Source organism: Ferruginibacter paludis (genome assembly GCF_030409685.1).
In the GTDB taxonomy this organism is placed as follows: Bacteria; Bacteroidota; Bacteroidia; order Chitinophagales; family Chitinophagaceae; genus Ferruginibacter; species Ferruginibacter paludis.
Genome location: NZ_JAUFQJ010000008.1, coordinates 519186 through 544189, shown reverse-complemented (window position 1 = coordinate 544189; position 25004 = coordinate 519186). Strand labels below are relative to the sequence as shown.

22 protein-coding genes are annotated in these 25004 nt (G+C 42.1%); 12 read left to right on the top strand and 10 right to left on the bottom strand.

Annotated elements, in window-relative coordinates:
* Window positions 1-187: 187 nt before the first annotated feature.
* The gene (locus QWZ08_RS17605) at window positions 188-1573 is read right to left on the bottom strand and encodes a vanadium-dependent haloperoxidase (protein WP_290338827.1); all 1386 of its coding nucleotides are present in this window, start codon (window positions 1571-1573) and stop codon (window positions 188-190) included.
* A gap of 600 nt (window positions 1574-2173) precedes the next feature.
* Between QWZ08_RS17605 and QWZ08_RS17600 the strand changes: the two genes are divergently transcribed.
* Window positions 2174-2941, top strand: a complete 768-nt coding sequence (locus QWZ08_RS17600; protein WP_290338826.1) for a LuxR C-terminal-related transcriptional regulator — start codon at window positions 2174-2176, stop codon at window positions 2939-2941.
* Window positions 2942-3242: 301 nt separating this feature from the next.
* Here the strand turns inward: QWZ08_RS17600 and QWZ08_RS17595 are convergent, their stop codons facing one another.
* Together QWZ08_RS17595 and QWZ08_RS17590 are read right to left on the bottom strand one after the other, a co-directional pair.
* Complete coding sequence (locus QWZ08_RS17595) at window positions 3243-4007, bottom strand: hypothetical protein (protein WP_290338825.1); 765 nt, start codon at window positions 4005-4007, stop codon at window positions 3243-3245.
* A 375-nt stretch (window positions 4008-4382) separates the two neighbouring features.
* Entirely contained in the window at window positions 4383-4820 is a 438-nt protein-coding gene (locus QWZ08_RS17590) for a CBS domain-containing protein (RefSeq protein ID WP_290338824.1), read from the bottom strand.
* 581 nt (window positions 4821-5401) lie between these two features.
* On the opposite strand from QWZ08_RS17590, the gene QWZ08_RS17585 reads away from it, so the two are divergent.
* From QWZ08_RS17585 to QWZ08_RS17560, 6 genes are all read left to right on the top strand, one after another.
* Entirely contained in the window at window positions 5402-6097 is a 696-nt protein-coding gene (locus QWZ08_RS17585) for an AraC family transcriptional regulator (protein WP_290338823.1), read from the top strand.
* Window positions 6098-6295: 198 nt separating this feature from the next.
* Complete coding sequence (locus tag QWZ08_RS17580) at window positions 6296-6871, top strand: NAD(P)H-dependent oxidoreductase (RefSeq protein WP_290338822.1); 576 nt, start codon at window positions 6296-6298, stop codon at window positions 6869-6871.
* Window positions 6872-6877: 6 nt separating this feature from the next.
* Complete coding sequence (locus tag QWZ08_RS17575; RefSeq protein ID WP_290338820.1) at window positions 6878-7477, top strand: SRPBCC family protein; 600 nt, start codon at window positions 6878-6880, stop codon at window positions 7475-7477.
* A 303-nt stretch (window positions 7478-7780) separates the two neighbouring features.
* On the top strand, window positions 7781-8263 hold the full coding sequence (locus QWZ08_RS17570; protein ID WP_290338819.1) for a low affinity iron permease family protein: 483 nt from the start codon (window positions 7781-7783) through the stop codon (window positions 8261-8263).
* Window positions 8264-8270: 7 nt separating this feature from the next.
* Window positions 8271-8987, top strand: a complete 717-nt coding sequence (locus QWZ08_RS17565; RefSeq protein WP_290338818.1) for a hypothetical protein — start codon at window positions 8271-8273, stop codon at window positions 8985-8987.
* 317 nt (window positions 8988-9304) lie between these two features.
* Entirely contained in the window at window positions 9305-10471 is a 1167-nt protein-coding gene (locus QWZ08_RS17560; protein WP_290338817.1) for a glycoside hydrolase family 43 protein, read from the top strand.
* A gap of 57 nt (window positions 10472-10528) precedes the next feature.
* Here QWZ08_RS17560 and QWZ08_RS17555 read toward each other — a convergent pair whose 3' ends face one another.
* Together QWZ08_RS17555 and QWZ08_RS17550 are read right to left on the bottom strand one after the other, a co-directional pair.
* Complete coding sequence (locus QWZ08_RS17555) at window positions 10529-11377, bottom strand: NAD(P)-dependent oxidoreductase (protein WP_290338816.1); 849 nt, start codon at window positions 11375-11377, stop codon at window positions 10529-10531.
* A gap of 121 nt (window positions 11378-11498) precedes the next feature.
* Window positions 11499-12158, bottom strand: coding sequence for an alpha/beta hydrolase family protein (locus QWZ08_RS17550; protein WP_290338814.1), 660 nt, complete (start codon window positions 12156-12158; stop codon window positions 11499-11501).
* Window positions 12159-12472: 314 nt separating this feature from the next.
* Between QWZ08_RS17550 and QWZ08_RS17545 the strand changes: the two genes are divergently transcribed.
* Both QWZ08_RS17545 and QWZ08_RS17540 read left to right on the top strand, forming a co-directional pair.
* Entirely contained in the window at window positions 12473-13342 is an 870-nt protein-coding gene (locus QWZ08_RS17545) for a fibrobacter succinogenes major paralogous domain-containing protein (RefSeq protein WP_290338813.1), read from the top strand.
* Between the two features lie 243 nt (window positions 13343-13585).
* Window positions 13586-16099 carry a DUF5686 family protein gene (locus tag QWZ08_RS17540; protein ID WP_290338812.1) on the top strand — a complete coding sequence of 838 codons (2514 nt, stop codon included), beginning with the start codon at window positions 13586-13588 and terminating at the stop codon, window positions 16097-16099.
* A 186-nt stretch (window positions 16100-16285) separates the two neighbouring features.
* Here QWZ08_RS17540 and QWZ08_RS17535 read toward each other — a convergent pair whose 3' ends face one another.
* Window positions 16286-19072, bottom strand: a complete 2787-nt coding sequence (locus QWZ08_RS17535) for a family 78 glycoside hydrolase catalytic domain (RefSeq protein ID WP_290338811.1) — start codon at window positions 19070-19072, stop codon at window positions 16286-16288.
* A 259-nt stretch (window positions 19073-19331) separates the two neighbouring features.
* Here QWZ08_RS17535 and QWZ08_RS17530 point away from each other — a divergent pair, with 259 nt between their 5' ends.
* From QWZ08_RS17530 to QWZ08_RS17520, 3 genes are all read left to right on the top strand, one after another.
* Window positions 19332-19700, top strand: a complete 369-nt coding sequence (locus tag QWZ08_RS17530) for a hypothetical protein (protein WP_290338810.1) — start codon at window positions 19332-19334, stop codon at window positions 19698-19700.
* 128 nt (window positions 19701-19828) lie between these two features.
* Window positions 19829-20113, top strand: coding sequence for a hypothetical protein (locus QWZ08_RS17525; RefSeq protein ID WP_290338809.1), 285 nt, complete (start codon window positions 19829-19831; stop codon window positions 20111-20113).
* Between the two features lie 107 nt (window positions 20114-20220).
* Window positions 20221-20565, top strand: coding sequence for a ribose-5-phosphate isomerase (locus QWZ08_RS17520; protein WP_290338807.1), 345 nt, complete (start codon window positions 20221-20223; stop codon window positions 20563-20565).
* Between the two features lie 226 nt (window positions 20566-20791).
* On the opposite strand, the gene QWZ08_RS17515 is transcribed toward QWZ08_RS17520, so the two are convergent.
* From QWZ08_RS17515 to QWZ08_RS17500, 4 genes are all read right to left on the bottom strand, one after another.
* A complete protein-coding gene (locus QWZ08_RS17515; RefSeq protein WP_290338806.1) occupies window positions 20792-21106 on the bottom strand; it encodes an AtuA-related protein in 315 nt (104 codons plus the stop codon).
* The gene (locus QWZ08_RS17510; RefSeq protein WP_290338805.1) at window positions 21103-22431 is read right to left on the bottom strand and encodes an acyclic terpene utilization AtuA family protein; all 1329 of its coding nucleotides are present in this window, start codon (window positions 22429-22431) and stop codon (window positions 21103-21105) included. The genes QWZ08_RS17515 and QWZ08_RS17510 overlap by 4 nt, the downstream gene beginning before the upstream one ends.
* Window positions 22428-23723 (bottom strand): CitMHS family transporter, encoded by a 1296-nt coding sequence (locus QWZ08_RS17505; RefSeq protein ID WP_290338804.1) that lies wholly within the window; start codon window positions 23721-23723, stop codon window positions 22428-22430. The genes QWZ08_RS17510 and QWZ08_RS17505 overlap by 4 nt, the downstream gene beginning before the upstream one ends.
* 135 nt (window positions 23724-23858) lie before the next feature.
* Window positions 23859-24893: an alpha/beta hydrolase gene (locus QWZ08_RS17500; RefSeq protein ID WP_290338802.1), complete on the bottom strand. Its 1035-nt coding sequence runs from the start codon at window positions 24891-24893 to the stop codon at window positions 23859-23861.
* Between the last annotated feature and the right edge of the window lie 111 nt (window positions 24894-25004).

Below are 25004 nucleotides of genomic sequence, written 5' to 3'. Positions count from 1 at the left end.
AGAAGGCAAAAAAATATAAAAATTATTTTCTAACTGGTGCAGCACAAACTCATCATAGAAGCTATTCCGTCTTTAAAATAGTCGGCTATCACGGGAGCCATTGTTGGTCAACAATACCAGCAATGGCTTAGTTTCCATCAACAACCAACAAAACAGGCCCCAACCTTTCAGTCAGGGCCATTGGGTTTTATTCTTTCAAAAATTTGATTGTATTTAAAATATTCTCAGCAATTTTTTTACCCTGTTCGGTACTTTTTTCAAGTGTAGCCCGGTAATGCAGGCCCCCATAAAACCGGCTGTCGGATATTTCATTACTCAGCTCAGTAAAACTGGTATAACTGCGGAAAGGATAGTTCAGGTAATCATACGTGTGCAGCGTGAAGTGAAAATTTTCACCAAAAATTTTACTCATCATAGCAAGTATGGCGCCTCCTGTTGTGGAATGGCCGGAAGGAAATTCAGGATGATTGGGTGTAGGAATATAGGTTGACCAGTTTGGATCAATATAAGCACGGATATAAGTAACAGGACGAATCTGGTTGAAAATGTATTTATTGGTAAAGAGGATAATGCCTGCTTCATGCGCTGCTAACCCAACTTTTACACAAGTGAGCGCTGCCATATCAAGTGTTGGCTTTGCAAGGTCTAAAACCTGCGAGAGGAGCGCAAGATAAGTACCGCCAGGCGTATAACCAGGTACATCTTTAAAGTAATCGGCCATCGCTTTTTGATTGGGGGTTAGACTAAGTGACGCATCATACACTTCTTTTACCATGTTCCAGAAAGGCGAACCCGGAGTGGTGGAAAATGGTGGTGGGGGAACCAGTTCAGTACCATTTGCAACTCCGGGTACCAGTTTCCTCAGCTGATAGTTATAGGCGCCTATGGGCGGGGTTGGCGCAGTGGGTACCCATAGGCCTGGCCCAACCGGTGGAACGTAAGGCGGATTAACATTGGCCGAGCCATCCGTAGCAGCCCATTTGAAAACTCTTGTGGCTACTTCTTTTCCGAATGCTATAGAACGCTGCAATGTTGCGGCATCCGTTTCGCCTGCATAAGCTGCCTGCCATGCGTTTTCAAGATTAGTCATTGCAGTTTTATTCGCATCAGCAGTTGCCGGAAAAAGTCTGCGGTTCATTTCGGCAAGGGCAGCATTAGCGCTCGCTGCCCAATGATAAGCTTTGCCAGGCTCTGCAGAAGGCATGGCCGGAAAATCGGTTAACTGGCCTGACAAAGTTTGGTAAGCAGGCATGCCGGGAACAACCGCTTCGTAAAGTGCAATACCACAGTATGCCTCGCATCTGTCTGTGGCCTGGCCAGCTGTACCAGCTGGCAGCGGCACTTTTAGCATTTGAAGTTGCAGGTTGATCCAACTGACAACAGCATTGGAAGCAAATGTTTTTGTTTGTTTTAAATGTCCACTGCCATCAACTGCATCTTTAAGTTGAGCTAACTGTTCGTTGCCAGGTTTAGCTTCTTTATCAATATTTTTTTGACAGGAAAAAAGAATACAACTGCTAAACGCAAGCAACAGTAAATGTTTCCATTTTAAAACTTTTTTGATTGTGTACATGATGATAAATTTATAGTAGTTAAAAAAAATACGCGATGGTGTGTTGAAGGAGTGAAAAATAATTTTCACCACTACGTTTTGTTTCTTTTGGCAAGCATGCTGAAATTTCGTTCCGGTAAAATAAACAGTTACATTTTATGCCATTCCGTTGCTATGCGAACAGTAAAATTGTTGCTTTCATTGCTTGTTTTTTTGATTGATATAATGGGTAACAGGCGATTGCCTGCGGATAAAATGCAAAGCCATCAATTAAAAATCAGGAGTACATAAAGTGTTTTTGAAACCGCCTGCTCAATTGCAAAATGGAGCTGTATCAATAGATGTTGGAACAAAGAAGACCAATAAAAATAATCTTGCAGGCTATGGGTGAAGCAAAAAATAAACCGGTATTTTAGAAATTCATATAAAAATAGGGTGCCGGGCAGCACATGTAAATACCGATTTATAGGTATGTCAGATCTCAATGCTTTTTAGCCAACACCCAAAATGGTGAAAAAACTAAAGCGCTGCGGTATTTTACCTCTCAAATTACTTTTCCTGAAGTTGAAAAATTTGTATTTTGTAAAAAACCGATCTAACTATACCGCCAAAATACCAGCCATGCAACATGAGCAATTCAACCGGGAATTCAATAAAATGTTCAAATGGTTCGCAAATGATACCGTTCCGGACCGGCTGCAACTGGAAGCTGATCTTTATAAAAAACTCTGGAATTTTTCGCTCATTGGAGAATCTTATTACTTTATTCTTAACCACAATACTTTATCATTTGAGTATGTCTGCAAAGAAATTAAATCCGTTATGGGCTTTGATCCTGCGGAGTTCAATGTGGGGTTTATGAACTCCAGGTTGCACCCCAACGACTTTACCTGGTTTTTGTCGCTGGGGGAAAAACTGGTTAATTTTTTTTCTTCCATTCCGCTGGAAAAATTAAAAAAATATAAAGTAAGATACGATGTGCGCTACCGGAAAAAGGACGGTACCTATGCCCGCATTCTTTACCAGGGCCTGATGCTTGAACACGACGAAAACGGAGGGATACTTAGAACGCTTGCCGTGCATACGGATATCACTTATTTAAAGCAGGATGGTAAACCCACGCTTTCGTTTATTGGTCTTGATGGCGAACCTTCTTTCGTTGACGTAGGCCTGCAAAATAAGTTTATTGAAAGAAGGGATGAATTAACAATGCGGGAAAAAGAAGTATTGCACCTGTTGATTGAAGGGAAGTTGAGCAAGGAAATCGGTGATATTCTAAACATCAGTAAGCAAACAGTAGATACCCACCGAAAAAATATGTTACGAAGAAATAAACTTACCAATACCAGCGAATTGATCGGCAAAGCCATCCGTTACGGCTGGATATAAATTCACTTGCAGGCTGGTTGAAGTTGGACATGCCGGTAAACAAATAGGCAAAGCACTACGATAACTGAAGTAAGCATTTTTTCCGCCTGGAGTATTCGCCCAAAAGCTTTCCAGGCGGTGTTGCTGCACAAATAGTTTAAACAAACAACCAGCACCAGGGGCAGTACCCGCCGGCTTATAAGGGCACAGTGCCTGCTTTATTTATAATGGATAAATAACGCCTTCATAGTTCGTGCGACACACTACCACTATGGGTTTTTTACAGCAGCTTTTTTACGCAAACCCGGTACGTTAACAGTAGCTAAAAATAGGTGTAGGTTGTAATTGCAATACTACCATCGCTTCCGGTTAACTTTTGCGTGCTAATTCGGTTGCTGCTGTCAAAAGTGTAGGTATAATCAACGCTGCCGCTGGACGTACCGTTGAAGCTGACGGTCTGCTTTTTTACCAGGTGATGTTTTTTACCAGCGTCAGGACTGGGCAGCCCGGTGACGAGCGGCGAAACATAACTCTGGTCCGTATAATATTCATAGTCGTTCCTGTTATTGCCGGTATCGCTTTCGGATGCTAAATCTCCGTCAGCATTGTAAGTACTCGTGGTAATATTGTTTAATTCTGATCCGGTAACGGCAGAATAATAGTATTCCTTAAAAGTGATCAACTGGTTGGCGGTGTTATAAATGTACTTTTCTGTACTGGTATCCTGTGTGTCGTTATATTGAAAAGTGCTGTCCACTAATCCATTGCTGTTGATATAGGAATCTTCATGCAAAGTGATCACATTTGAACCAAAAATATCCATGGAAAATTTATTGGCCGAAGGGTAGGAGAAAACGAACCGGTCAGCGGCGGATGTAGTGGAGGTTAAGCCAGCGATCCGGTTATTGCCATCGTACGAGACGTTGTAAGTCACCGTTTCATGAAAAACACCGGGCTGGTTTACATCGATGGTATAGGTTTTAACTCTGTCGGCTGCGGCTGAAGTGGTAGAACTACTGTCTTTTTTACAGGCGTTCAGCAACAATAAAGTGGCAAAAAAGAATATGGCGGTACAAATTTTTTTCATACTGATTTTACAGGTTTAAGGACGGTTTGTTGCCCGGCGTTTGAGTGCCGGTAGAATGGATGATTACCTTTCAAATATATACCAAAAATATTTCTACAACAGGGATTTTCGACCAAAATTTCCGGGCGCTGTTGCCGTGCAAATAACTTAAACGAACAACTTGCAAAAGATGACTTGCCACCAATGCTGAATGGGATACGCGTATGTTTACCGGGATTCGCAGTTGTTGGTAAGTAATTTCAGTTGTGAATGTTTTTGATTCGCCTGACTTTAGCCGGCACGTCCTTAATATAGCCAACAAGACCAAAACCGGCACTCAGCAAGCATATTGGGGCAGTAAGTTTTGGCGTGAAGCAATTCGCCCTGGAAGAAAGCTTAAGATTTACGGCCCGTAATGTAATGCTCAAGATTTCCTATTATAAAATCCTTATCGTAGATGGTATATTTTACAATATCACCAATAGAGATAACACCTATCAACTCATCGTTTTCCAACACAGGCAGATGGCGGGTAAATTTATCAGTCATCAGTTGCATGCATTCATCAAGTGTGTTGTCTGGATGTACAAATAAGGGGTTGCTTGACATGATATCCCTTACGAGCGTTTCTTTCGAGGAACGCCCCTTCAGAACTACTTTGCGGGCATAGTCACGTTCTGTGAATAAACCGGCCAGTTTTCCGTTTTCTATTACAACTAAAGATCCGATATTTTTTTCTTCCAGCTCTTCCAGTGCATCATACACTGAACTGCCGGCGCTTATGCTATGTACTGCATTGCCTTTTTTTTGCAGGATATTTCTTACAATGCTCATATTACGAGGTTTTAAAAACTACATTGCTCTGTTAAGTTACGCTATTTTTTTTATCAAACAATACAAAATATTTTCTTCCATAACGGTCTCTCAACTGTTCGCCGTTGTTGGTAGGTTTATTTTATTTAGAAGTAAATTTTTTGACTCGCTTAACTTTAGCCGGTACATCCCTAAATCGTCCACTATCCCGGGGCCGTTGTTGCGGGGGGATTTCGCAGGAAGCGCTTGCTGCAAAAGGTTACTGCTTGAAACAACAGTTTTTCCGCCATCTTCAACTTTGCAATAGGCTATGGTAAACGGGTCGGCCGGTTTATATTTGGTGGAGGTAACAACCAATAAAGGAACAGCGGTCATCCGCGTAATAAACGAAGCTGTACAATTCTTCTGAGGGTTTTTGGTGAGCAGATGTTCCTGAATATTTGCGCAGCCATAGTGGAAAGTTTTTTTTTGCTCCTGGGCTCCGTCATCTTAGGGAGAGGTATTTTGGTAAAATTATTTTAAACCAACAAACGCCTGAAAGTAAATTTCTCTTTTGTTGGCTGTAGCCTGGACGATCATCATAGAAAAACAACAAACGAAAAATGACAGCACACAATCAGGAACATAACGATTTTAGAATAGCGGTTCCAACAGACTACGAAGCAGTTTTTTCTCATTTTTATTTTGTCGGAAACAAATCGGGTGAAACCATCACCAAAACATTATTGCCTTCATACCAAACCATTTTTATTTTTAATTTTGGAGCGAAGGCTTTCCCGCATTCCAAACAAAACACGCAAATAGCAATAAGTAAATGCCTTGTACTGGGGCCGATAAAACAGGCATTTGATTACTCATTGCCCGCAAATGCTGAAATACTGGTGGCCAACCTTAAAGACGATGCCTTTTACCGTTTCTTTGGCAATGCTTCTATCGCAGAACATGTACCCGTTAACCCTGATGAGCGGGTGCACGAAAACTGCTTTACTGTTTTGTGGGGTGAACTTAATCAAATACCAGGCATCAATGACAGGGTAAGCCATATTCTTAAATTCTGTGAACCGTATTTGCGTCACCGAAATGCCATCGCAGAACAACTGACAAACTTTAAAGAACAAACAGTTAATTCTATAAAATCCATTGCCAGCGAAAACAATCAGACAGAACGCAACATACAACTCAACCATAAAAAACATTTTGGTTATTCTGCCAAAGAGTTGAATCGTTATCAACGATTTAAAAGGCATAAAACTTATACAAAATACTGCTCCACATGCTGTAAAAATGGACTGGTTTGAGGTTATCAGCGAGTGTGGTTATTACGACCAAAGTCAACTCATACACGACTTTAAACATTACATCCATCTTAGCCCCGCCAAATACCTCCAATTTCACCAAGACATTTGTAATCCTAAATCCTGATTTCGTTTTCTTACAATTTTAGCCGGTAGCGGCATTCTATTTTTGCTTCATCAAATTAATTAAAACATACAGCGATGAAACATTTAATAATTTATGCCCATCCCAATCCCAACAGCTTAAACAGCCATTTCAAAAACGCTTTGGTAAGTCATCTTTTACAGAGTGGACATGAGGCAGTTGTAAGAGACTTATACCAATTGAGTTTTGACCCTGTGCTTTCATTGGAAGACATGGCCGGGCAAGGAAAAGGACTTGTAGCGGATGATGTAAAACAAGAACAGCAATTTATTACCTGGGCAGATTGCATCACATTCATACACCCTATTTGGTGGACCGGTTTGGCCGCCATAATGAAAGGGTATATAGATAGAGTTTTCAGCTATGGCTTTGCCTACCGTTACGATCAGGGTGTTCAAAAAGGGCTGCTTACCGGCAAGCAAGCTGTCATAATCAGCACCCATGGAAAATCACACGAGGAATACACTGCCATTGGTATGGATAAAGCCCTTTCGCTCACATCAGACAAAGGCATTTACAGCTATTGCGGCTTTGAAATAAAGCAGCATTTCTTTTTCGGCAAAGCCGACAGGCCGGCACCGGAAAGTATTGAATATCGGACAAATCAAATTATATCAACTTTTAAAAACTAAATTATTATGAAAAATAAAAAGCTAAAGATTATACTGATACCATTTTTATCTGTCATTATTGGAATGGCAATAATTGTATTTGCACTTGAATATTTCAGTAAATACAAAGTGTCAAAAACGATTCATGTTAATGCATCTGTAATAACAAAAAAGAGTATTGTAATTAATGTACCAACTGAAAAAGTTTGGAAGATTTTCAGCGATGTTGATAGTTGGAATACGTGGCAAAAAGAAATTGTAAATCCTGCAATTAATGGAGCATTTAAAGCTGGTGCAAGTTTCAACTGGAAAAGCAATGGCTTAGCCATCACATCAAAATTACAAACCGTAGAAGTAAATAAAATGGTTGGCTGGTCTGGTCCTGCTTTCGGTTCTTTTGCAATACATACCTGGTATTTTACTGAACAAAATGGAAAAACAACAGTTCGGGTAGAAGAAAGTATGGAAGGCTGGTTGGTGAAACTATTGAAAAATAAATTTCAGACAGGGCTTGATACATCAATAGAGCATTGGCTTAATTACCTGAAAATTGAATCGGAAAAATCAGCTGTTGTCGTTTTTGTGTCTCCCGCAACCACTTCCTCAATAACCAAAATAAATCAATAAGGGTGTGTAAAAAAACCAACAGTGCTGAGGAAAAGTTGACTTAACCTGATAAAAAAATGAGCTTAAATACCTGAAATAGGTGCTGTGTATATCTGGATTGACTATTGTATCCTCAGGCTGTAATTATCAACCGGTCAATTGTAAACGTTTTAATTTAAACTACGCACGGGATGTTTTTATACTGCTTACAGATACCTGTTGTACGGAAGCTTTGCAGTTTTAATTGCAATGGTTATGTGTATTACCTGAATGCTGATATTAAAAGTTTACATACTTAAAAAAATAACTAAAAACAACCAAATCATGGAAAAGAAAACAACCACTAGCAGCAATTTTTTTGAAAATCTTGCGTCAAAAGTTACAAAGGCTACAGGCAGTACGCCTGCTATTTTATTGGCTTTTGGCTCTATAATCATCTGGGCAGCATTTGGTCCTGTTTTTCACTACTCTGAAAATTGGCAGATGGTGATCAATACAGGCACAACCATCATTACCTTCCTCATGGTATTCTTAATTCAAAAATCGCAGAATAAAGAATCGCTCGCAGTTCAGTTAAAATTAAATGAACTGGTGGCCGCCCATGAGTTTGCCAGTAACAGGTTGGTAGATGTAGAAAATATGACCGAAGAAGAACTTAAAGTAATTCAGAAATATTATATGAAACTGAAGACCGCTACTGAAAAAGAAGAGTCGTTGCAAAAATCCCATTCCATTGATGAAGCGGCACATATGCACGAAATAAAAAAAGAGATTGAGGCCAGCATTCAAACAGCATTAGATAAATAAACACTGTATGCGTTTCCTTTACCTGTTATTGTATTTTGCGGGCGCCGTAATTTTGTTTACCAGCTGCGAAGTGTTAAATAATTCATCCAAGTACAACTTTATTGATGGGTATTATAAAAGCAAAATTCAATCAAAAAAGCCAGTTAAATATTATGTGGTAGCTGCCAGTGATTCTATCAAAGTATATCCTGCCCACCCCGGAACAAAAAAAATAGATACCGTAGGTACGATTACCATTTTTTTTCCGCCCATTGAAAAGGCAACATCCTTTAAGGCGGTTTCTTTCAGAACTGAAACTTTTGACCTGGATGTCTTTACCATTTTATTTAAATACCGGCGTGCGGTAAGGCAATTTCCGAACCAGCTCACCACGGGATTTAACGGCGCCCTGTTTACCGGGTACAGAACAGATGTGTACAAATTATCTTATAAGGAAAATCCCCTGAATTTATCAAAACGGGACATTGCTCATTATGGATTCAGCGTAGGGGGATTTGCGGGGCTTGGAACAGCCAGGATGGATGAATATGTTACGCTAAACCGTATCAATTATCAATACGATGCGGCTGTAGTAACCACTGGTTTGGCAGCCGAGTTTGGTATCAATAAAATCAACTTCGGGTTAACTTATGGCTTTGATTTTTTAACTGACAGAAACAAACAGGTTTGGATCAATAATGGCAAACCCTGGCTGGGCATCAGTATTGGGCTTAACATCAATTAATCCATCCTGCTGAATTAGTCTTTTTATTGTTGGATCAGGTCTTTCACCAAAAAGATTCGTACTCATGCGACCGGGTGGTATTACTCCACAAAATACTTAGAACATACAACCAGCATAAGCTTCAGCACCTGATGTTCCGGCAAAGAACAGGCTGCTGTTATCGCTGAATAGTGTTCCATAAGCTAATGCAACTTTGGCCGGATAAAATAAAACGGTTACATTCAATTTTAGTTGGATTTACCCAACTGCAATGTCATAAGCCAAAAGTGAAAATAAGGCTGCAACGACAAACAAAACAACAAACTTCAACGGACAACATGATGAAAAAATTATTGGGTCATTCCTTTCTTTTAACGGTGTTATTCTGGACTCATTTAAAGGCACAAACTACCGGTGGTACTGTAGCGGACAAGGTAACTTTTTCCAATCCATTGAAGGTACAATTTGGCGACCCTTATGTGTTGCATACAAAGGGTATGTATTATATGTATGGCACGGGTGGGGGAGCGGATCATGGGTTTGCTGCTTATTCTTCAAAAGACCTGGTAAACTGGAAGCGGGAAGGGCAGGTCTTTTTCAGCAATAATAAAAATGGCTGGAGTGATGTAAAAGCGAAATGGGAGGGTGCGTATTGGGCGCCGGAAGTGTATGCCGTAAAAGGCAGATTCTACCTGTTTTATAGTGCACAGTGGAAAATTAATCCCGGGAATGAAGAAGAAAATTTTCGTATTGGAGTAGCGGTGGCGGATCAACCCACAGGACCTTTTATTGATTTGTATACCCACCCGGTTTTTGACCCCGGCTATCCAACAATTGATGCCAACGTTTTTTTTGATACCAATGGTAAATGCTATTTATATTATTCCCGTGTGGCATACAAACATCCTGTTGAAAGCGAAGTAGCAGCATGGGCAAGGAAAAAGGGCTGGTACAAAGAAATTGAAGAAAGCTGGGTATATGGTGTGGAACTTAAACCCGATTTTTCTGGTGTAATTGGCAAGCCGAAATTAATGCTCCGGCCCCCGGTTAGCCTGAAAGACAAGCAGTCTGAATGGGAGAGCAGGTCTGTTACCGCACGGGAAGTAAACCGCCGCTGGACGGAAGGCTCGGTGACCTTTAAAAAAGACGGCATCTACTACATGATGTATTCTGCCAATCATTTTGGCGGACAGTATTATGCCATCGGTTATGCCACGGCTGCGTCTCCGTTGGGGCCTTATAAAAAAGCCGCCAATAACCCGGTGCTGCAAAAAAATACAGACAAGGGTGGCACAGTTTCCGGTACGGGTCACAACAGCATTACCTACTCGCCTGATGGTAAAGAAATGTTTTGCGTATATCACGGAAGAACCGCGGCTACGGGCGATGAAAGGGTTGTTTTTATTGATCGTATGAAGGTGAAAGCTGGCAAAATAACCATTGCGGGCCCCACTACTACGTCCCAACAACTTCCTTCCGGTGCAGCAACCTCCATCAACAAATGAGATTTATTTATGGCTGGTTAAAAATACTTTTTAAGTTGACCCAAATGCCGTTGGGCCTTAAAGACTATCCTTCGCAATAACGCTCCAGTCATCGGTACCATGGCCTTTGGCTATCCATTGATCCATCACCGCTGCAATAGCCGGTATAACGGTCAGTGTTGTCGCAGCCTTGCTGGCCGCATCTATCATCAGTCCGGCATCTTTGCGGGCCATATTCAATTCCCACGAGGGTTCATTAAAATTGCCTTCGGTAATCTTTTTTAACCGGGCCGGAACACCGGCACCCGGGTTCCAGTTATTGAACAGGGTAAGCAGATCAGATGAGGATATGCCATGCACTTTGGCAAGTGCCAGCGAATCAGCAAGCCCGGCCGTCAGGCTTAATAAGAAAAGATTCCCGGAGAGTTTGAGCCCGGCAGCTTTACCTTCTTCCGCGCCAAAATTAAGGAGCTTGCCCGTCATGGCAGCTAGTGCCGGCGTATGGTTTTCAATTACAGACTGATCGCCCGATACCAGCATAAAACCCGTGCTTTCCAGGGCATTGGGCGGACCCATAAAAACAGGCGCGTGCAGGTAGGTAAAACCCCGGCTTTTCCAATCCGCTGTTCTTTTTACAGCACCCAATACAGAAGTAGTAGTATGATCTATTATAACGGCGCCTGGCTTAAACCCTTTGCTGGCAGTTGCCAGCACTTCGTCTACAGTGGCGTCATCCTTAAGTGTAACATGAATCACATCCGCACCCTGTACCGCTTCGTAACTATTTTCAAAGGCTTTGGCGCCAAATATTTCCATGGCTTTTGCCCTTGCATCAGTGCGGTTCCATACCTGCACGGCATCTCCTTTTTGTAACATCGCTCTCACGAAGTTGGAGCCTAATAAACCCATACCTAAAAATGCTTTCATACTACATTGTTTTTTGTAAAGTTAATTAAATGGTTGCCGTTTGGCCGGATATTGTAATCGGGCAGGGGTAAATAAAAAGCAGTAACCCAGGCAAAATAAAGCAGCTGAAACATCACTATAATCAGTGCTTTAGCTTTTTCTTTATCCACTCCTCCGTTGCTGCTACCAGCAAAGCCATGGTGTCTGTTTTACCAGCCTTAAAGGAATGGTCGGCACCTTCAATCTTCACCAGTGTTGCACGTTTAAGCGATTTACAAACAGGCTCTATAAGTTCCCATGTTGCAAGGGCATCTTTTGTACCCTGCAGAAAAAGCATTGGTTGTTTCACCAGCTTTAAATGTTCCGCACGATCAGTGGAAGGCTTGCCGGCGGGGTGCAACGGGAAGCCATAAAAAATAGTCCCCTTCACCGCAGCATTTTTATACTCTGACAAATATTGCGAACTCATTCTGCCACCAAAAGATTTACCGGCTACAAAAAGTGGCAGAGACGGAAACAACTGCTGCGCTTTTGCAACGGCCGCTGCAATTGCCTGGTGAGCAACAGCAGGTGTATCAGGCCTTGGCTTTTTCTTTTCCATAAAGGGAAAATTAAAACGAAAAGTGCCAATGCCTTTTAATGCTAACGCGTTTGACAGCGTTACCATAAACGTATGGTTCATGCCTGCACCGGCGCCATGCGCCAGCACGATGATGCAGCTGCAATCTTCAGGCAGTAAATATTCTGCAGACACATTTCCTATTTCAGCAGATACAGGTAGCACCAGTGACTTTGTCGTCATATAGTTATTGTTTTAACGGTACTAAAAATAATACATCTCTTTAAATAAGTGGCCGGCGCAACTATTTTCAGATGATTTTGCCGGAATAACAGTCGCCCCGATATACAAGCGGCCCGGGCCCGCTACTGATTTGTTAACCAGTATCAACATTTTGAATGACCAAGGTTCTGTTAACAGTTTTGCTGCCGATATATATTTACGGGTAATAAGATTGAGGGATTTTTTTTAACGGCAGGTGCCTCTGTTGATATTAATATAGGGTGGCTGCTTGCGCGGGAATTACTGATTGTGAACAAAAAATAAATTATACAGACATGAGACAAAAACAAAAAACCGGGATTGGCAGGCTGCTTTTTTTTATCGTCGCACTTTTTGCTGCGCTGTCAGCAATTGCACAAGTTGGTATAGGAACAGGTACTCCAGCAGTCTCGGCGCAATTAGATGTGTCATCTACAAACAAGGGTTTTCTTCCCCCAAGATTGACTTTTTATCAACGCAATTCGATCCAGCACCCCGAACCGGGGCTGATAATATGGTGTACTGACTGTCATAGCTTACAGGTTTATGACGGCACAGCCTGGAAAAATATAAATATTACAACAGCTACAGAAATTGTCAATGTTCCTGACGCTAAAATATGCGATCAGGTTTGGATGGGCAAAAATCTGGATGTTAATACTTATCGCAACGGTGACCTTATCCCACAAGTAACGGATTCAATTGCCTGGAGAAAGCTTACCACTGGTGCCTGGTGCTGGTATAACAATGACTCTGCGACTTATGGAGGCATTTATGGCAGAATATATAATTGGTATGCAGTAAATGACTCCCGTGGATTAGCACCCATAGGCTGGCATATACCGAGTGATGGAGAATGGGCCACATTAACCGTTTGTGTTGGAGGAGATAGTGTTGCAGGTATTAAATTGAAATCAACCATTGGGTGGGAGCCTGCCAATTATGTAGCCACCAACAGCAGTGGATTTACGGCGCTTCCAGGTGGTGAACGTGACTCAATTACCCGCAAATTTCTTTATATTGGACAAATTGGGACATGGTGGACTTCTACAGTATACAATGCAACACATGCCTATGGACGGTTTCTGCGTTATAACGGTGACTACATCGCAAGGAACTATTTTCTTAAGGCCGCCGGCTTTTATGTGCGCTGCGTGAAGGATTAAGGCATTCTGTGAATCAATATTCCTTGTTATAGATTCGGGCCTCCATCACAAACTTTAAAGGTTATGCAACTAAGCAAATTATTCATTCCCGGTAGTGGATCAGAGCAACAAATTACCTTGCTTCATTTTGATCAATACAGTTTATTTATTGCTAGACCCAACCAATCTTATTAAAAGAACACCTGACAGGTAACAGCTACCTTTACTGTGTCTTATATCTGTGATTGAATTTATTTCTTAATAATGTACCGCTTTATTCTTTTTTTAGCATTGCTTTTGGTCACTCAACTGGGTAAAGCCCAGGATGGTTTGATGATAACCGGCAGGGTCACCGAAGCTGCCACTGGCAAAGCTATCCAAAACGCCACCGTACACTTAACAGGCAGCAATAACAGCACACTTACAAAAATTGACGGATCCTTCCGTTTAGTCAACAACGATGGTTACGACAGCATTGAAATAACCTGCGTGGGTTTTGAACCTGTAAAGTTGTTGGTAACAAAGGGCCAGGCGCTTAACCTCGTTATTGAAATGAAAAACAGCACAGGTGCATTACAGGGCATTGTGATTGGTAACGCTAAATTACCGGGCAAAGCTTTTATGCAAAAAGTGATTGATCATAAAGCGACTAACAACCCCTCTAAGTTCACGAGTTACAGCTATGCCAGCTATACCCGCTGCGAGCTGGATATTGACCAGGTAGATTTTAAAAAAGCAGGTGGTAAGGGATTGAAAAGCCTGATGTTGAAAACCTACAACAGTATTGATACTACTGCGGCAGATGATAAAGAGCTGCCCATTTATTTTGCAGAACGGCTGGCTAATAATTATCATTCGGTATCGCCGCATTATGACCGGGAAAATATTATTGCGAAAAAGAATCTCGGTCTAAAAACAGATAATCTGATCAGCAAACTGGATAAATTTTATTTTAATTTCAATGTTTATGACGACTGGTTGCCCCTGTTTGAACAAACCTATGTGAGCCCGCTTAACACAAACGCATTTAATTATTATAAATTTTTTGAGGGGGATACGCTTGTTGAAAACGGTGATACCATTCAGCAAATCCGCTTTACACCACTGCGTGCTTATGAGCGTGCTTTTACCGGTACGCTCTGGATAAACACCCATACGCTTGCTGTTGAAAGTATAAATATGTACCTGAGTAAAACTGCCAACATCAATTTTGTATCGGACATCAATTATAATGAAACTTACCAGCAGGTATTTGACAGCAGTGCCGGTACACTCGCCTACATGCCATACAAATTTTCATCTGAAATAAAATTTGAAAGCGGGTTGGCCTTGCTGGGAATACCGGGTAATGAGCACAAGAAAGGAATGAAATTTCTTATTAAAAACACCACGGTAACCGATAACATAAAACTGAATGCGGGGGATGAAGATGAATTTGTATCCAGGCTGATAAAAAAAGAACAAACAACAGACTGGGATAAGCCGGATGCTTTTTGGCAGCAGCACCGCCCGGATTCGCTTACCAGGCACGAAGCGAATATTTATAAAATGGTGGATTCCCTGAAACAGAACAAACGCTTTGAAAGAGATATCAGGCTGGTTGCTTTTGCCGGCACGGGCTACTGGGATTTTGGCAGTTCGCTGAGGCTCGGTTCCCTGACTTCTTTCTTTAGTAAAAACTCCATTGAAGGTATGCGCTTTCGGGTTGGTTTCTGGACCATGCCGGGCATCAGTAAAAAGCTGAATATTTTTGGGTACGGTGCTTATGGTACAAAAGACCAGAAGCTGAAAGGCTTGCTGGGTGTTAAGTACGTGTGGAACGCAGCCCGCTGGACAAAGACTTCCCTGAGCTTTGGCAGTGACTACGATTTTATAATAGACCAGCCAGACGAAATGGATAAAGACAATATCATTAATTCACTACTGCGTAAAAAAATTCCTTTTACCCGGATGTACGTTAAAGAGTTTCTGGTCAGTCATGACCAATACTTATCGCCGGATTTCAGTGTAAAGGGAGCCGTAGGATACAAGGAATTAAACCCGGTTTTTGATTTTAAATACCGGCCCATTAATCCTGATATTGATAAACCTTATGACAGTGTGTTTGTAAAGAAATTGCCAGTGGCAGAAGCTTCTTTTGTAATCCGCTATGCGCATAAGGAACGTGCTGCAATTCTAAATTACGACAGGATAAGGCTGGGTACATTTTACCCGGTTGTTACAGCAGGTTATACTTATGGCTTTGAATTAGGCTCTGCACAATTTGAATACCACAAACTGTTTGCCTCGGTTGAACAAAAACTGCGCCTGCCGCCAAAGAGCCTGCTGTTTTATAGACTGGATATAGGGAAAGTTTTTGGAACCATTCCATACCTTCTGTTAAATATACCTGCAGGCAATGAGTATTATGTAACCAACCGGTATATATTTAATACAATGGCGCCGTATGAGTTTGCGGCCGACCGCTATGTCAGCCTGCATAGCCGTTTTTATCTGGGCGGTGCATTGCTGGATAAAATTCCGTTGTTGCAAAAGCTGGGCTGGCGGGAACGTTTTTCATTTAATGCTTATTGGGGCGATATGACGCAGAGTAATATGGACTATAATAAGAATTCCAATTTTAACCTGATTCGAAAAACGCCCTTTATGGAGGCTGGCGCTGGCATCGGCAACATCTTTCACATTTTATCCGTTGAATACTACCGGCGGTTTAATTACCTGGGTATTCCTTATGCAAAAAAGGGAGGAGTCTACCTGGGGCTCACTTTGTCTTTTTAAGCTTTTGCTTTTCTTCCGGTTGGGTCTAAGAAGAACAAACTTTACAGGTGATATCTGATCATTAATTTAAACTAACAGCAGGCAAAAGTAGCCGAACCTGCGATCTTCCATGGAACCCGAAACTTATGAAGGAACTGGTATAACTTGAAATGTTCTCTAAAACTCAAATTAAAAAACGGTAGCGTTTTATTTTATTCCAATACCGGATTTAAATACATAAGCCCCCGACGGTACACTCACAATATGATACCCGTCGTGAAAGCCCTTATCGCTTGCACCTTTCAATTGTTTTACTGTTAATCCGTTTTCAGTTAATACTCCGCCTGTATCGCCCGGGATATAAATAGTTGCCGATGTATTAAAAGGCACTTGTACTTTCAGCGTGAACAGGCCTGGTTGCCTTTTCCATTCCGATGATATCGTTCCTCTCATTGTTTCAATCTTTGATGTTGCTGTAGTCAGACTATCCAACAGCATTGGCTTTACTATAAATGACGCAAATGCGGAACTGTTTTCATCGGGTTGTATGCCGCCGATGTATTGATAAAACCAGGCATCGATGCTACCCATCATCACATGATTTTTTGATTGTTTCAATGTCCAGAATTCGCAAACCGTTGTATACAGCCGCATCATATCATTCCAGCTGGGGGCCGTTTTTTGATTGATGATTCCCCAGGCAACGTCGGCCCGGCCCAGCAGCGCCAGGGCTTCGGGCATGTATTTGGTGCCCAGTACGCCTGTGGTTAAATGGTTGCTGTTATTCGTCAAAATGTCTTTTACAAGATTATCCAAAACCCGTTGCCGGATGTTTCCTGGAACAATTCCCAGGAACAATGGAAACGCGTTGGCCATCTGGCTGCCATCTTCATAATTGGCAGTTTTAGTATCCAGGAATCTGGAATTATATTTTCCGGCAATGGCAATCGTGAGTTTTTTGAAATACACTTCGTCCGCAGTGTTGCCGATTATACCGGCCACTTTGGCCATGATGGTTGCATTCCAGTAATAATATGCCGTGGGGATGGATTTAGGATCGCCTTCTTTCCAGCCTTTCACCATGCTGCCCCAGTCGCCGATCCACCCGGAAGGCAGCATCAAGTCTATTGCCTGTTTGTCAAGAAAATGCATAAAACGTTTCATGGCAGGGTAATGTTCCGCCAGCATTTGCTTGTCGCCGTAATGGGTGTAAAACTTCCACAACAGCACGGGGTAGGTGCTGCTCCATTCAATGCCGGTATCCCTGATATAAGGCCGCGGTGAAATAATGGGTATATCTCCAGTTGCAGCGTCCTGGTTTTCGCGGATGCCGGCAAGCCAGTTCCGGTAAAACAGAGCCATGTTAAAATTGTACATTGCTTCGTCTGCGGTAACCTGTGCGTCACCCAGCCAGCCCAGGCGCTCGTCGCGTTGCGGGCAATCCATCGGGTAGCCCAGCATATTACTTTTTTGCGACCATACTGTTGCCTGGTGTATTTTGTTTACCAGCAAATTATCACATTCAAAATTGCCTGCCGGCTCATTTGTGGAATAAACAGCATGGCCTTCAACGTTCAATAAATTCAACGGACCGTTTTGCGCCGAGATTTCCACGTATTTAAAACCGAAAAAAGAAAAATGTGTTTCATAGGTTTCCACACTGTCGCCTTTCAATATGTATTCGGCTGTTGCGTTGGCATGCTCATTACTGGTGATATTAAGGGTGCCGTCGGCATAAATATCTTCGGCAAATTGTATCGTCAGCTTTGTATTTTTTATGCCACTTGTTGTAATGCTTGCCCAGCCTGCAAAATTCTGCCCCATGTCAAATACTTTGGTGTTGGGCTTTGGGCTATTGATTTCCTGCGGTTTAAAAATTTCCTGCACTTTAATGGCGGGCATGGTGTGTGCAACCAGGCTGGCTGCCGGCTTTGCAAAAACCGTAACTGGCTTCCATGCTGCATCATTGTACCCGGTGTTTGTCCACCCCTGTTGATCCATGTTGGCATCATATACTTCGCCGTCATAAATGCAACTGTACAGGACGGGACCCGGTGTGCAACGCCAGTTGTTATCAGTTGTTATCCAGCTGCTGCTGCCATCAGTATACCTTACCAGAATTTGTGCAATTGCCTTCTTGCTGCCAAACCATTGCATGCGGTAAGTGTCCCACCATTTTTTATAAGGATTGTACCAGCCGTTACCGACATGAATGCCGAGTGCATTGTCACCCGGCTGCAGCAAAGCAGTTACATCATAGGTATCGTACAACACATATTTTTGGTAAGGTGTTTTGGCTGGTGCCAGCACATGATCGCCCACGCGCTGACCATTGATGAAGAATTCGTATAAGCCCAGGCCGGTAACGTATGCTCTTGCCGATTGAACCAGTTTTGTCAATCTCACTTCGTGGCGCAGTAAAAGCGAACGGCCGTCGTGCACGATGCTGTCCTTACCAGGCAGTTGTTCTCTTACATCTTTATAAAAGCCTTGCGCCGGCAGAGCTTCCAACGGGGTGCCATTGCCGATCCAGCTGGCTCTCCAATCCCCGCTATTTAAAAAAGCAGTCTCAAATTTATTTATTGAACTTTCAACTCTTTTTCCGTTTCCGTTCCAGGCAATTACTTTCCAATAATAAATACTGTTTGATCTGAGCTTATTGTTACCCAATGGGTGCTGGATGGTTTCGTTTGAAAATACTTTTCCTGAGTTCCAGGTATCCGGCTGATTGAGGTTGAGCAGGGATACCGACGTAGCCACCATTACCTGGTAAGCAGCCTGTACCTGGTTTCGTTCGGAAGAAGTGATGAGCCAGGAAAAACGGGGATGCATCACATCTACGTTAATGGGCGCTTCCGCGTATTCCACCAACATTTTTTTGAATGTAAGGGATGGATTTTTACCCTGCGTGTATTGAGTCAGCAGGAAGCACGCCAAAATGGTGATTAATAATCCCAGGCTTTTATGCAGTTTAGAGGCAAACTTTTTTCTCATTTAATTAAATCAATTTATTTACCTGGCGTATAAATAATGCCGGCCAGGGAGCAGATAATAAATCAGGTTCTAAAGTAATTGTTTTATTGAGCTCATCCAATTTCTTCGTTTTTCTACGGATAATTAAACAGTTCTTTTAAACAGGGATCAGGGAAGTGTGATTTAAAGTGCTGTAACACCCATCTTACAAACCAGTTTTAAGTTATATCCGGCTTACGGTATGGTTATTGGTTTAAAGCTGGCACATTAAAATATAAACATGAGCAATCAAAAACAATTCGGTGTCTGGATGGATAACCACCAGGCTGCGGTAGTAGGAAATGACAATGCTGAAGGCGAAACATTAACAGTACTTGCCCACATAAAGGGGGAAGATATTTCCCCAAACTCCAGTGAGAAAAATTCGAACAACCATGAGAAAACAGTACAGGCAAAATTTTTTAAAGAAATAGCCTCTCATTTGGTCAATGCTACGCATGTACACGTAACTGGTACCGGACAGGCGCAGGAACAGTTTATTCACTATCTGGAAAGTACTCCTCAATTCAAAAATAGTAAGACGGAAGAGTCAACGTCTAACAAAATGAGTGATGAAAAGCTGGTAGAATTTATTACCAACAAATTCTAGTCAATTACTATGACTGCATCAATATTGTTTTTCGATATTGCTGCAGTTTTTTTCTTCTTAAGGTACATGCCTGCATACTAGCCTAACCCTTGCAACAGGTGAACTGTGGTAAAGAAAACCGCTGAAAGGTGGACTTATACTACAACCAAATCCTGCAATCTTTTAAACCAATCCCTTCCATCTTAAAAGCCGGGCACTTCCGGGAATTTTTGTACCAGGCAACAACAGACCAGCAGTTCCTGATTGTACTTATCATCGTTTACCAGCGGCAGCAGCGTGGCATACTGCCTTTCGGTAACAGTTCCTCCTCATTTGTTGCAGTTGCATTTCCTGTCAGGACCTGCCAGCCAAAAGTTGTAACTTTCAAAAAATGCTTTACAGAAAATGAAATCGGTAAGATAAGGGAGTGGTAATTTTTGCCGGCGATTTTATTTGGCGACAGCAGGGCACCAGCCCAAATTATACAAGTGTTTACATGCAACTCTCATGCAACTCTTAAATTAAAATCGTTTTTTTAAAGATGAGATACCAGGTGTACGTTGTTGAATTATCGAAAAAAGTATTTACGGAAAATGCAAAATTCCGGGCTGCCAATCCGCAGTTTAATGGTGTGTTACAGTGTCTGTATGTAGGCATGACGAGCAAGACGCCTGCGGAAAGATTCATGCAACACAAAACCGGGTATGTAAATAAAAAAGGGCACAAGCTGTCTGCCAATATTGTGCAGCAATACGGAACCTATTTACGCCCAAGCCTGTATGACGATATCAATCTAAAAGCAATGACCAGGCAGGAAGCGCTGATCATGGAAGAAAAACTGGCACTGGATTTAAGAAGGAAGGGATATGCGGTTTGGTTTAATTAATAATACGCCAGTGCCCTGTTTGCACTGGAAGTAATTGGTATAACCACGTCAACAGTCTTAATCACCGGTGACCCGCCGGGGCTGCTTCGCACACCCGGCAAAAATTACCACCACCTATCTTACCCATTTCATCCTTAGTAAAGGATGTGGTTACCTCATCAGCAGGCCTGTAGGGCTGAGTTGTCTTTGTATCGGTGCCTGAAATGAATGTAACACCTGCTATTTTTTATAATTCCATTAACTCAATTTCCATTTCCAGCAAAGCATAGCTGAGCGATTTACCATGCGTATCCAAAGCCAACGATGTGGTAACACCGCCTGACAGTGTATTGTAGCAAACAAAAAGCAATGAAGAAATATTGGGTAATTCGTAACGTATGACTTCTCCCTGCACTATTTCTTTCAGGTGATCTTTAACTTTTTGTGCAGTTACTGTTGTGCGCAAGATTGTATAATTGGCTTCGTTGTAAGGAATCAGCGAAAGCATTAAGGTGTTGCCTTTATCACCGGCACGGCTATGGGCTATTTCATAAAGTTTCATGATTCAAATATTTTTACTTGTGGTACAATGAGATTTCTATCGATCAATGTTGATACAATGCCAATCACTTCATTCACATATTTTCTTGCACCACCACCACCTGCAGGGCCATTGGTGTACAGAGCTTCCACTTCTCCACCTACCAATGCAGCAGCTTCTGCTGTTTGGGCTTTTGCGGCTACACGCAATCTTACTTCATAGGGTTTGCTGGTATTGCTGAAAGTTGTTTTGTGCATTGATTGAACGCCAATAAAATCTATCCGGATGTCGCTGAAAAAAGGCTTTAATCTTTTTTCAATAATTGCGGCAGCCAGCTGCGCTCTTTCATACGCAGCTGCACCAGCATAAGAAATTTCTCCTTCGCCCAGGTAAAAAGCTTTGTAACCAATACTTGCTTTGTAGCCGGCAGGTTTTGCAGCACCACTGCCGCCTGAAACTTGCACCATGTCTTTACCAATTTCTTCAAGGTACACGGTAGTAAAATCAGCAATTACATCCGGCGTAATATATTCGTAAGGGTTCATCACTTCATACAGCAATTGTTCTTTTGCAGTCTGCAGGTTTATCACACCACCCGTACCTTCCACCTTACCAACTACAGCAGTACCATCTGCAAACACATCTGCAAACGGGTGACCAAGCTTATCCAGGTTGTCAACTATTTTTTTTACACCATCTGCAAAATAACCTCCTGTTATCTGCCCGGCACATTCCAGTAAATGCCCTGTTACAGTGCCTTTGCCCATCAGGTTGTAATCGTCCGTTGCCCATCCAAATTCATGTATCAAGGGTGCAAGAAACAGGGAGGGATCTGCAACCCTGCCCGTAATAATTATTTGTGCGCCTGCAGCCAGTGCATCCACAATAGGTGCTGCACCCAGGTAGGCATTGGCAGAGATGATATTATATTCACTAAGCGGTTTATTATTTTCAAGATCGGTGATGGAAGATTTATTTGCTTCAATAAAAGACAGCACATCATCTCCCGTGATTGCGGCTACTTTTATTTGTACATTTTGCAATGTGGCAATTGCTATTATTTTTTTTGCAGCTTCAATGGGATTGGCTGCACCCATGTTGGTAATGAGCCTTGTGTTATTTTTTACAAGATGCGGCAATAAGGTTGTTATTCTTTTCTCCAGCAAAGGATCATAGCCTTTGGTAGCATCCAGCATCTTTCTTTTTTGGGCCAGGCCAATTGTGCGTTCTGCAAGACATTCCAATACCAGGTAATCGAGTTTCCCTTGCTCAGCAAGTACCACTGCGGGTTCAATCCTGTCGCCCGAAAAACCTGCACCACAACCAATTCTTATTTTTTGTTTCATATGTGTATTGAGCCTGTTAATAATGCAATGATGGTCATCACAATGGTTGTTCCCCATGCCCATTTAAAAATAAATCGCTGGTGTTCTCCCAGTTCCACTTCTGCAAGACCTATTAATAAAAAAGTAGACGCTGTAAGCGGACTTAAAGGAAATCCCACCGTCATTTGTCCTAATAAAGAAGCCCTGCCTATTTCAAGCGGATCAACTCCTAATTGTGTGCAGGTATGACTAAGCACCGGAACAACACCATAGTAATAAGCATCGGGTGTAAACAGTATACTTGCCGGCATACTAAACACTGCAGTGATAGCAGGAATGAACGATGCATGTTGCTGCGGAATAAGATTTACCAGCCAGGTTGCCATAGATGCAATCATTTTAGATTCTGTAAGAATGCCCGAATACACACCTGCGGCGAATATCATTCCTGATACCATAAAAATATTACTGCCATGCGCTTTCATTACTTTTTGCTGATCAGGCAGTTTGCTGTAGTTGATCATCAATGCAATGATGCTTGCTACCACAAATAAAACCGGTGCAGGCACTACGCCCTTCAGCAAAATGACGATGAGTGAAACAGTCAGTACCGCATTTACGATCACTAGTTTCGGCCTTCTTAAAGCATGCTGATCATCCGTAAAATTTTCTTTGTGGTGATAAGTAAACGAAATAATGCCCAACCGCTTTCTTTCTCTTTTACCAAAAATATAAGCAACAAAAAGCACCCAGCATACGCCACCAATCATCGCAGGTATATTTGGGTTGAACAGGTGTACGGCATCTGTATTCAATGTTGACATACCCCTTACCGATGTGCCTGACCATGGCACCAAATGCATGGGCCCTACACTCAACGCCACAATGCCCGCAAGTATCTGCCTGCTTATGCCAAGCCTTTTATAAATGGGAAGAAAAGCAGACAGCACAATCATAAAAGTTGCAGTGCCATCACCATCCAGGTGAACGATCATAGTGAGCAAGGCTGTGCCGACAATTACTTTTAGCGGATCACCTTTTACCGACCGCACAATGAATGCAATTACGGGATCAAACAAACCGGCATCCAGCATTACAGAAAAATATAACACCGCAAACATTAACAGGATACCGGTAGGCGCTACCTGCTTAATGCCTGCCAGGGCCATGGTGCCGATTTCGGTATAATTAAAACCGGCAATGAAAGCAAATACAATGGGAACCGCGACCAATGCTGTTATTACAGACAAACGTTTGGTGATAATGAGCAGCAGAAATACCACAATGGTAGAGAAGCCAATTAATGCAAGCATAGAAATAATCGCTTTTGGTTTATGGGTAAGCCTTACTATCTAAAAATATTTTGCTCAAGGCTTTATTGTTTTTAGCATCAACAGTTGCGTGGCAGAATATGTTGGGTATTCATTACACCGCAACAAATCAGTCCGTCAATGTTCTTCAAACTGCAGGTAATCGTTAAAGAAAGGAAGCAGGTCATTCAGCACCCTGCCATCTGTTGTCCATATCTTATTTGTATGTGTGCCGATATATTCCTCGGCATAGTGTTCTATTCCATGATTCTCCAATTCCTGGCTAAACATACCACATTGTACCGGAAAACGGCTTGCATCATTACGTCCCCAATCCAGCTGGATGGCTTTTAATTTTTTAAGATTGGACGAATAGGAATCGATCATGTACAAGGGCATATTGCTCCTCCATTTTTGATACACTATGCTATCTACCACAAGGCTGTCACCCACATAATTAAACGGCAGATCGATATAGAATGGCGGCTTGTTTGCATTCGGAGACCATGCCCTTGCACAGGCAGCAATTACTTTGGGATAATAAGTTTTATCCAGTTCATCTTTTGTTTTAATGGCAGCCAGTTGTTTATATGAATCGCTGTTGGGCCCAAACTCTTTTACAAATGCAAGCAAGCCCGGACTCAATGCATATACACTGCCAAACACATCAGGATATAACATGGCAATTTTTAAAGCACCATAACCACCCATTGAATGTCCGCCAATGCCACGTGCATTTCTATTGGCAATGGTTTTAAAATTCTTGTCCATGTAGGAAACCAGTTCCTTTGCTTCAAAGTCGCTCCAGTTTCCGGTAAGTGCAGAGTTGCTGTAAAAACTGCCTGAGTATAAAGTAAAGTGATCAGCAATAACAAGTATGAAAGGACGGATTTTGTTTTTTGCAATGCCCATGTCAAGTATGTTTTTCATGTTGGGCGTTATACTGTCTGTGCCTAAAAAGCCATGCAGATAATAAATAACAGGATAATGTTGTTTTGCCTGCGCATAGCCGGGAGGAAGGTAAACAGATATTCGTCTGTCAATATTTTCGCCACCTGTGTTTTGCAGGTAGGTAGAATGTATAACGCTTGTAACAATAGTGCCTGAAATACGTTGGGCGGCAGCAACGCCCATGAAGGCAAAGGATAATAAAATGGCAAGTATCTTTTTCATATTGATTACAAATTACGGTTTGTAATTTAAATAACACGGGACAAATTCACAGTTCAGGGTTTAGCAGGACTATTTAAATTGAAGCTATATTTATCAAACCACAGGCAGTGT

Coding starts and splice junctions, on each gene's coding strand:
- QWZ08_RS17500 (WP_290338802.1), bottom strand. CDS start 24,893: ATGAAAAAGATACTTGCCATTTTATTATCCTTTGCCTTCATGGGCGTT.
- QWZ08_RS17550 (WP_290338814.1), bottom strand. CDS start 12,158: ATGACGACAAAGTCACTGGTGCTACCTGTATCTGCTGAAATAGGAAAT.
- QWZ08_RS17580 (WP_290338822.1), top strand. CDS start 6,296: ATGAAACATTTAATAATTTATGCCCATCCCAATCCCAACAGCTTAAAC.
- QWZ08_RS17585 (WP_290338823.1), top strand. CDS start 5,402: ATGACAGCACACAATCAGGAACATAACGATTTTAGAATAGCGGTTCCA.
- QWZ08_RS17540 (WP_290338812.1), top strand. CDS start 13,586: ATGTACCGCTTTATTCTTTTTTTAGCATTGCTTTTGGTCACTCAACTG.
- QWZ08_RS17510 (WP_290338805.1), bottom strand. CDS start 22,431: ATGAAACAAAAAATAAGAATTGGTTGTGGTGCAGGTTTTTCGGGCGAC.
- QWZ08_RS17505 (WP_290338804.1), bottom strand. CDS start 23,723: ATGCTTGCATTAATTGGCTTCTCTACCATTGTGGTATTTCTGCTGCTC.
- QWZ08_RS17555 (WP_290338816.1), bottom strand. CDS start 11,377: ATGAAAGCATTTTTAGGTATGGGTTTATTAGGCTCCAACTTCGTGAGA.
- QWZ08_RS17570 (WP_290338819.1), top strand. CDS start 7,781: ATGGAAAAGAAAACAACCACTAGCAGCAATTTTTTTGAAAATCTTGCG.
- QWZ08_RS17605 (WP_290338827.1), bottom strand. CDS start 1,573: ATGTACACAATCAAAAAAGTTTTAAAATGGAAACATTTACTGTTGCTT.
- QWZ08_RS17600 (WP_290338826.1), top strand. CDS start 2,174: ATGCAACATGAGCAATTCAACCGGGAATTCAATAAAATGTTCAAATGG.
- QWZ08_RS17595 (WP_290338825.1), bottom strand. CDS start 4,007: ATGAAAAAAATTTGTACCGCCATATTCTTTTTTGCCACTTTATTGTTG.
- QWZ08_RS17515 (WP_290338806.1), bottom strand. CDS start 21,106: ATGAAACTTTATGAAATAGCCCATAGCCGTGCCGGTGATAAAGGCAAC.
- QWZ08_RS17520 (WP_290338807.1), top strand. CDS start 20,221: ATGAGATACCAGGTGTACGTTGTTGAATTATCGAAAAAAGTATTTACG.
- QWZ08_RS17575 (WP_290338820.1), top strand. CDS start 6,878: ATGAAAAATAAAAAGCTAAAGATTATACTGATACCATTTTTATCTGTC.
- QWZ08_RS17565 (WP_290338818.1), top strand. CDS start 8,271: ATGCGTTTCCTTTACCTGTTATTGTATTTTGCGGGCGCCGTAATTTTG.
- QWZ08_RS17560 (WP_290338817.1), top strand. CDS start 9,305: ATGATGAAAAAATTATTGGGTCATTCCTTTCTTTTAACGGTGTTATTC.
- QWZ08_RS17535 (WP_290338811.1), bottom strand. CDS start 19,072: ATGAGAAAAAAGTTTGCCTCTAAACTGCATAAAAGCCTGGGATTATTA.
- QWZ08_RS17545 (WP_290338813.1), top strand. CDS start 12,473: ATGAGACAAAAACAAAAAACCGGGATTGGCAGGCTGCTTTTTTTTATC.
- QWZ08_RS17530 (WP_290338810.1), top strand. CDS start 19,332: ATGAGCAATCAAAAACAATTCGGTGTCTGGATGGATAACCACCAGGCT.
- QWZ08_RS17590 (WP_290338824.1), bottom strand. CDS start 4,820: ATGAGCATTGTAAGAAATATCCTGCAAAAAAAAGGCAATGCAGTACAT.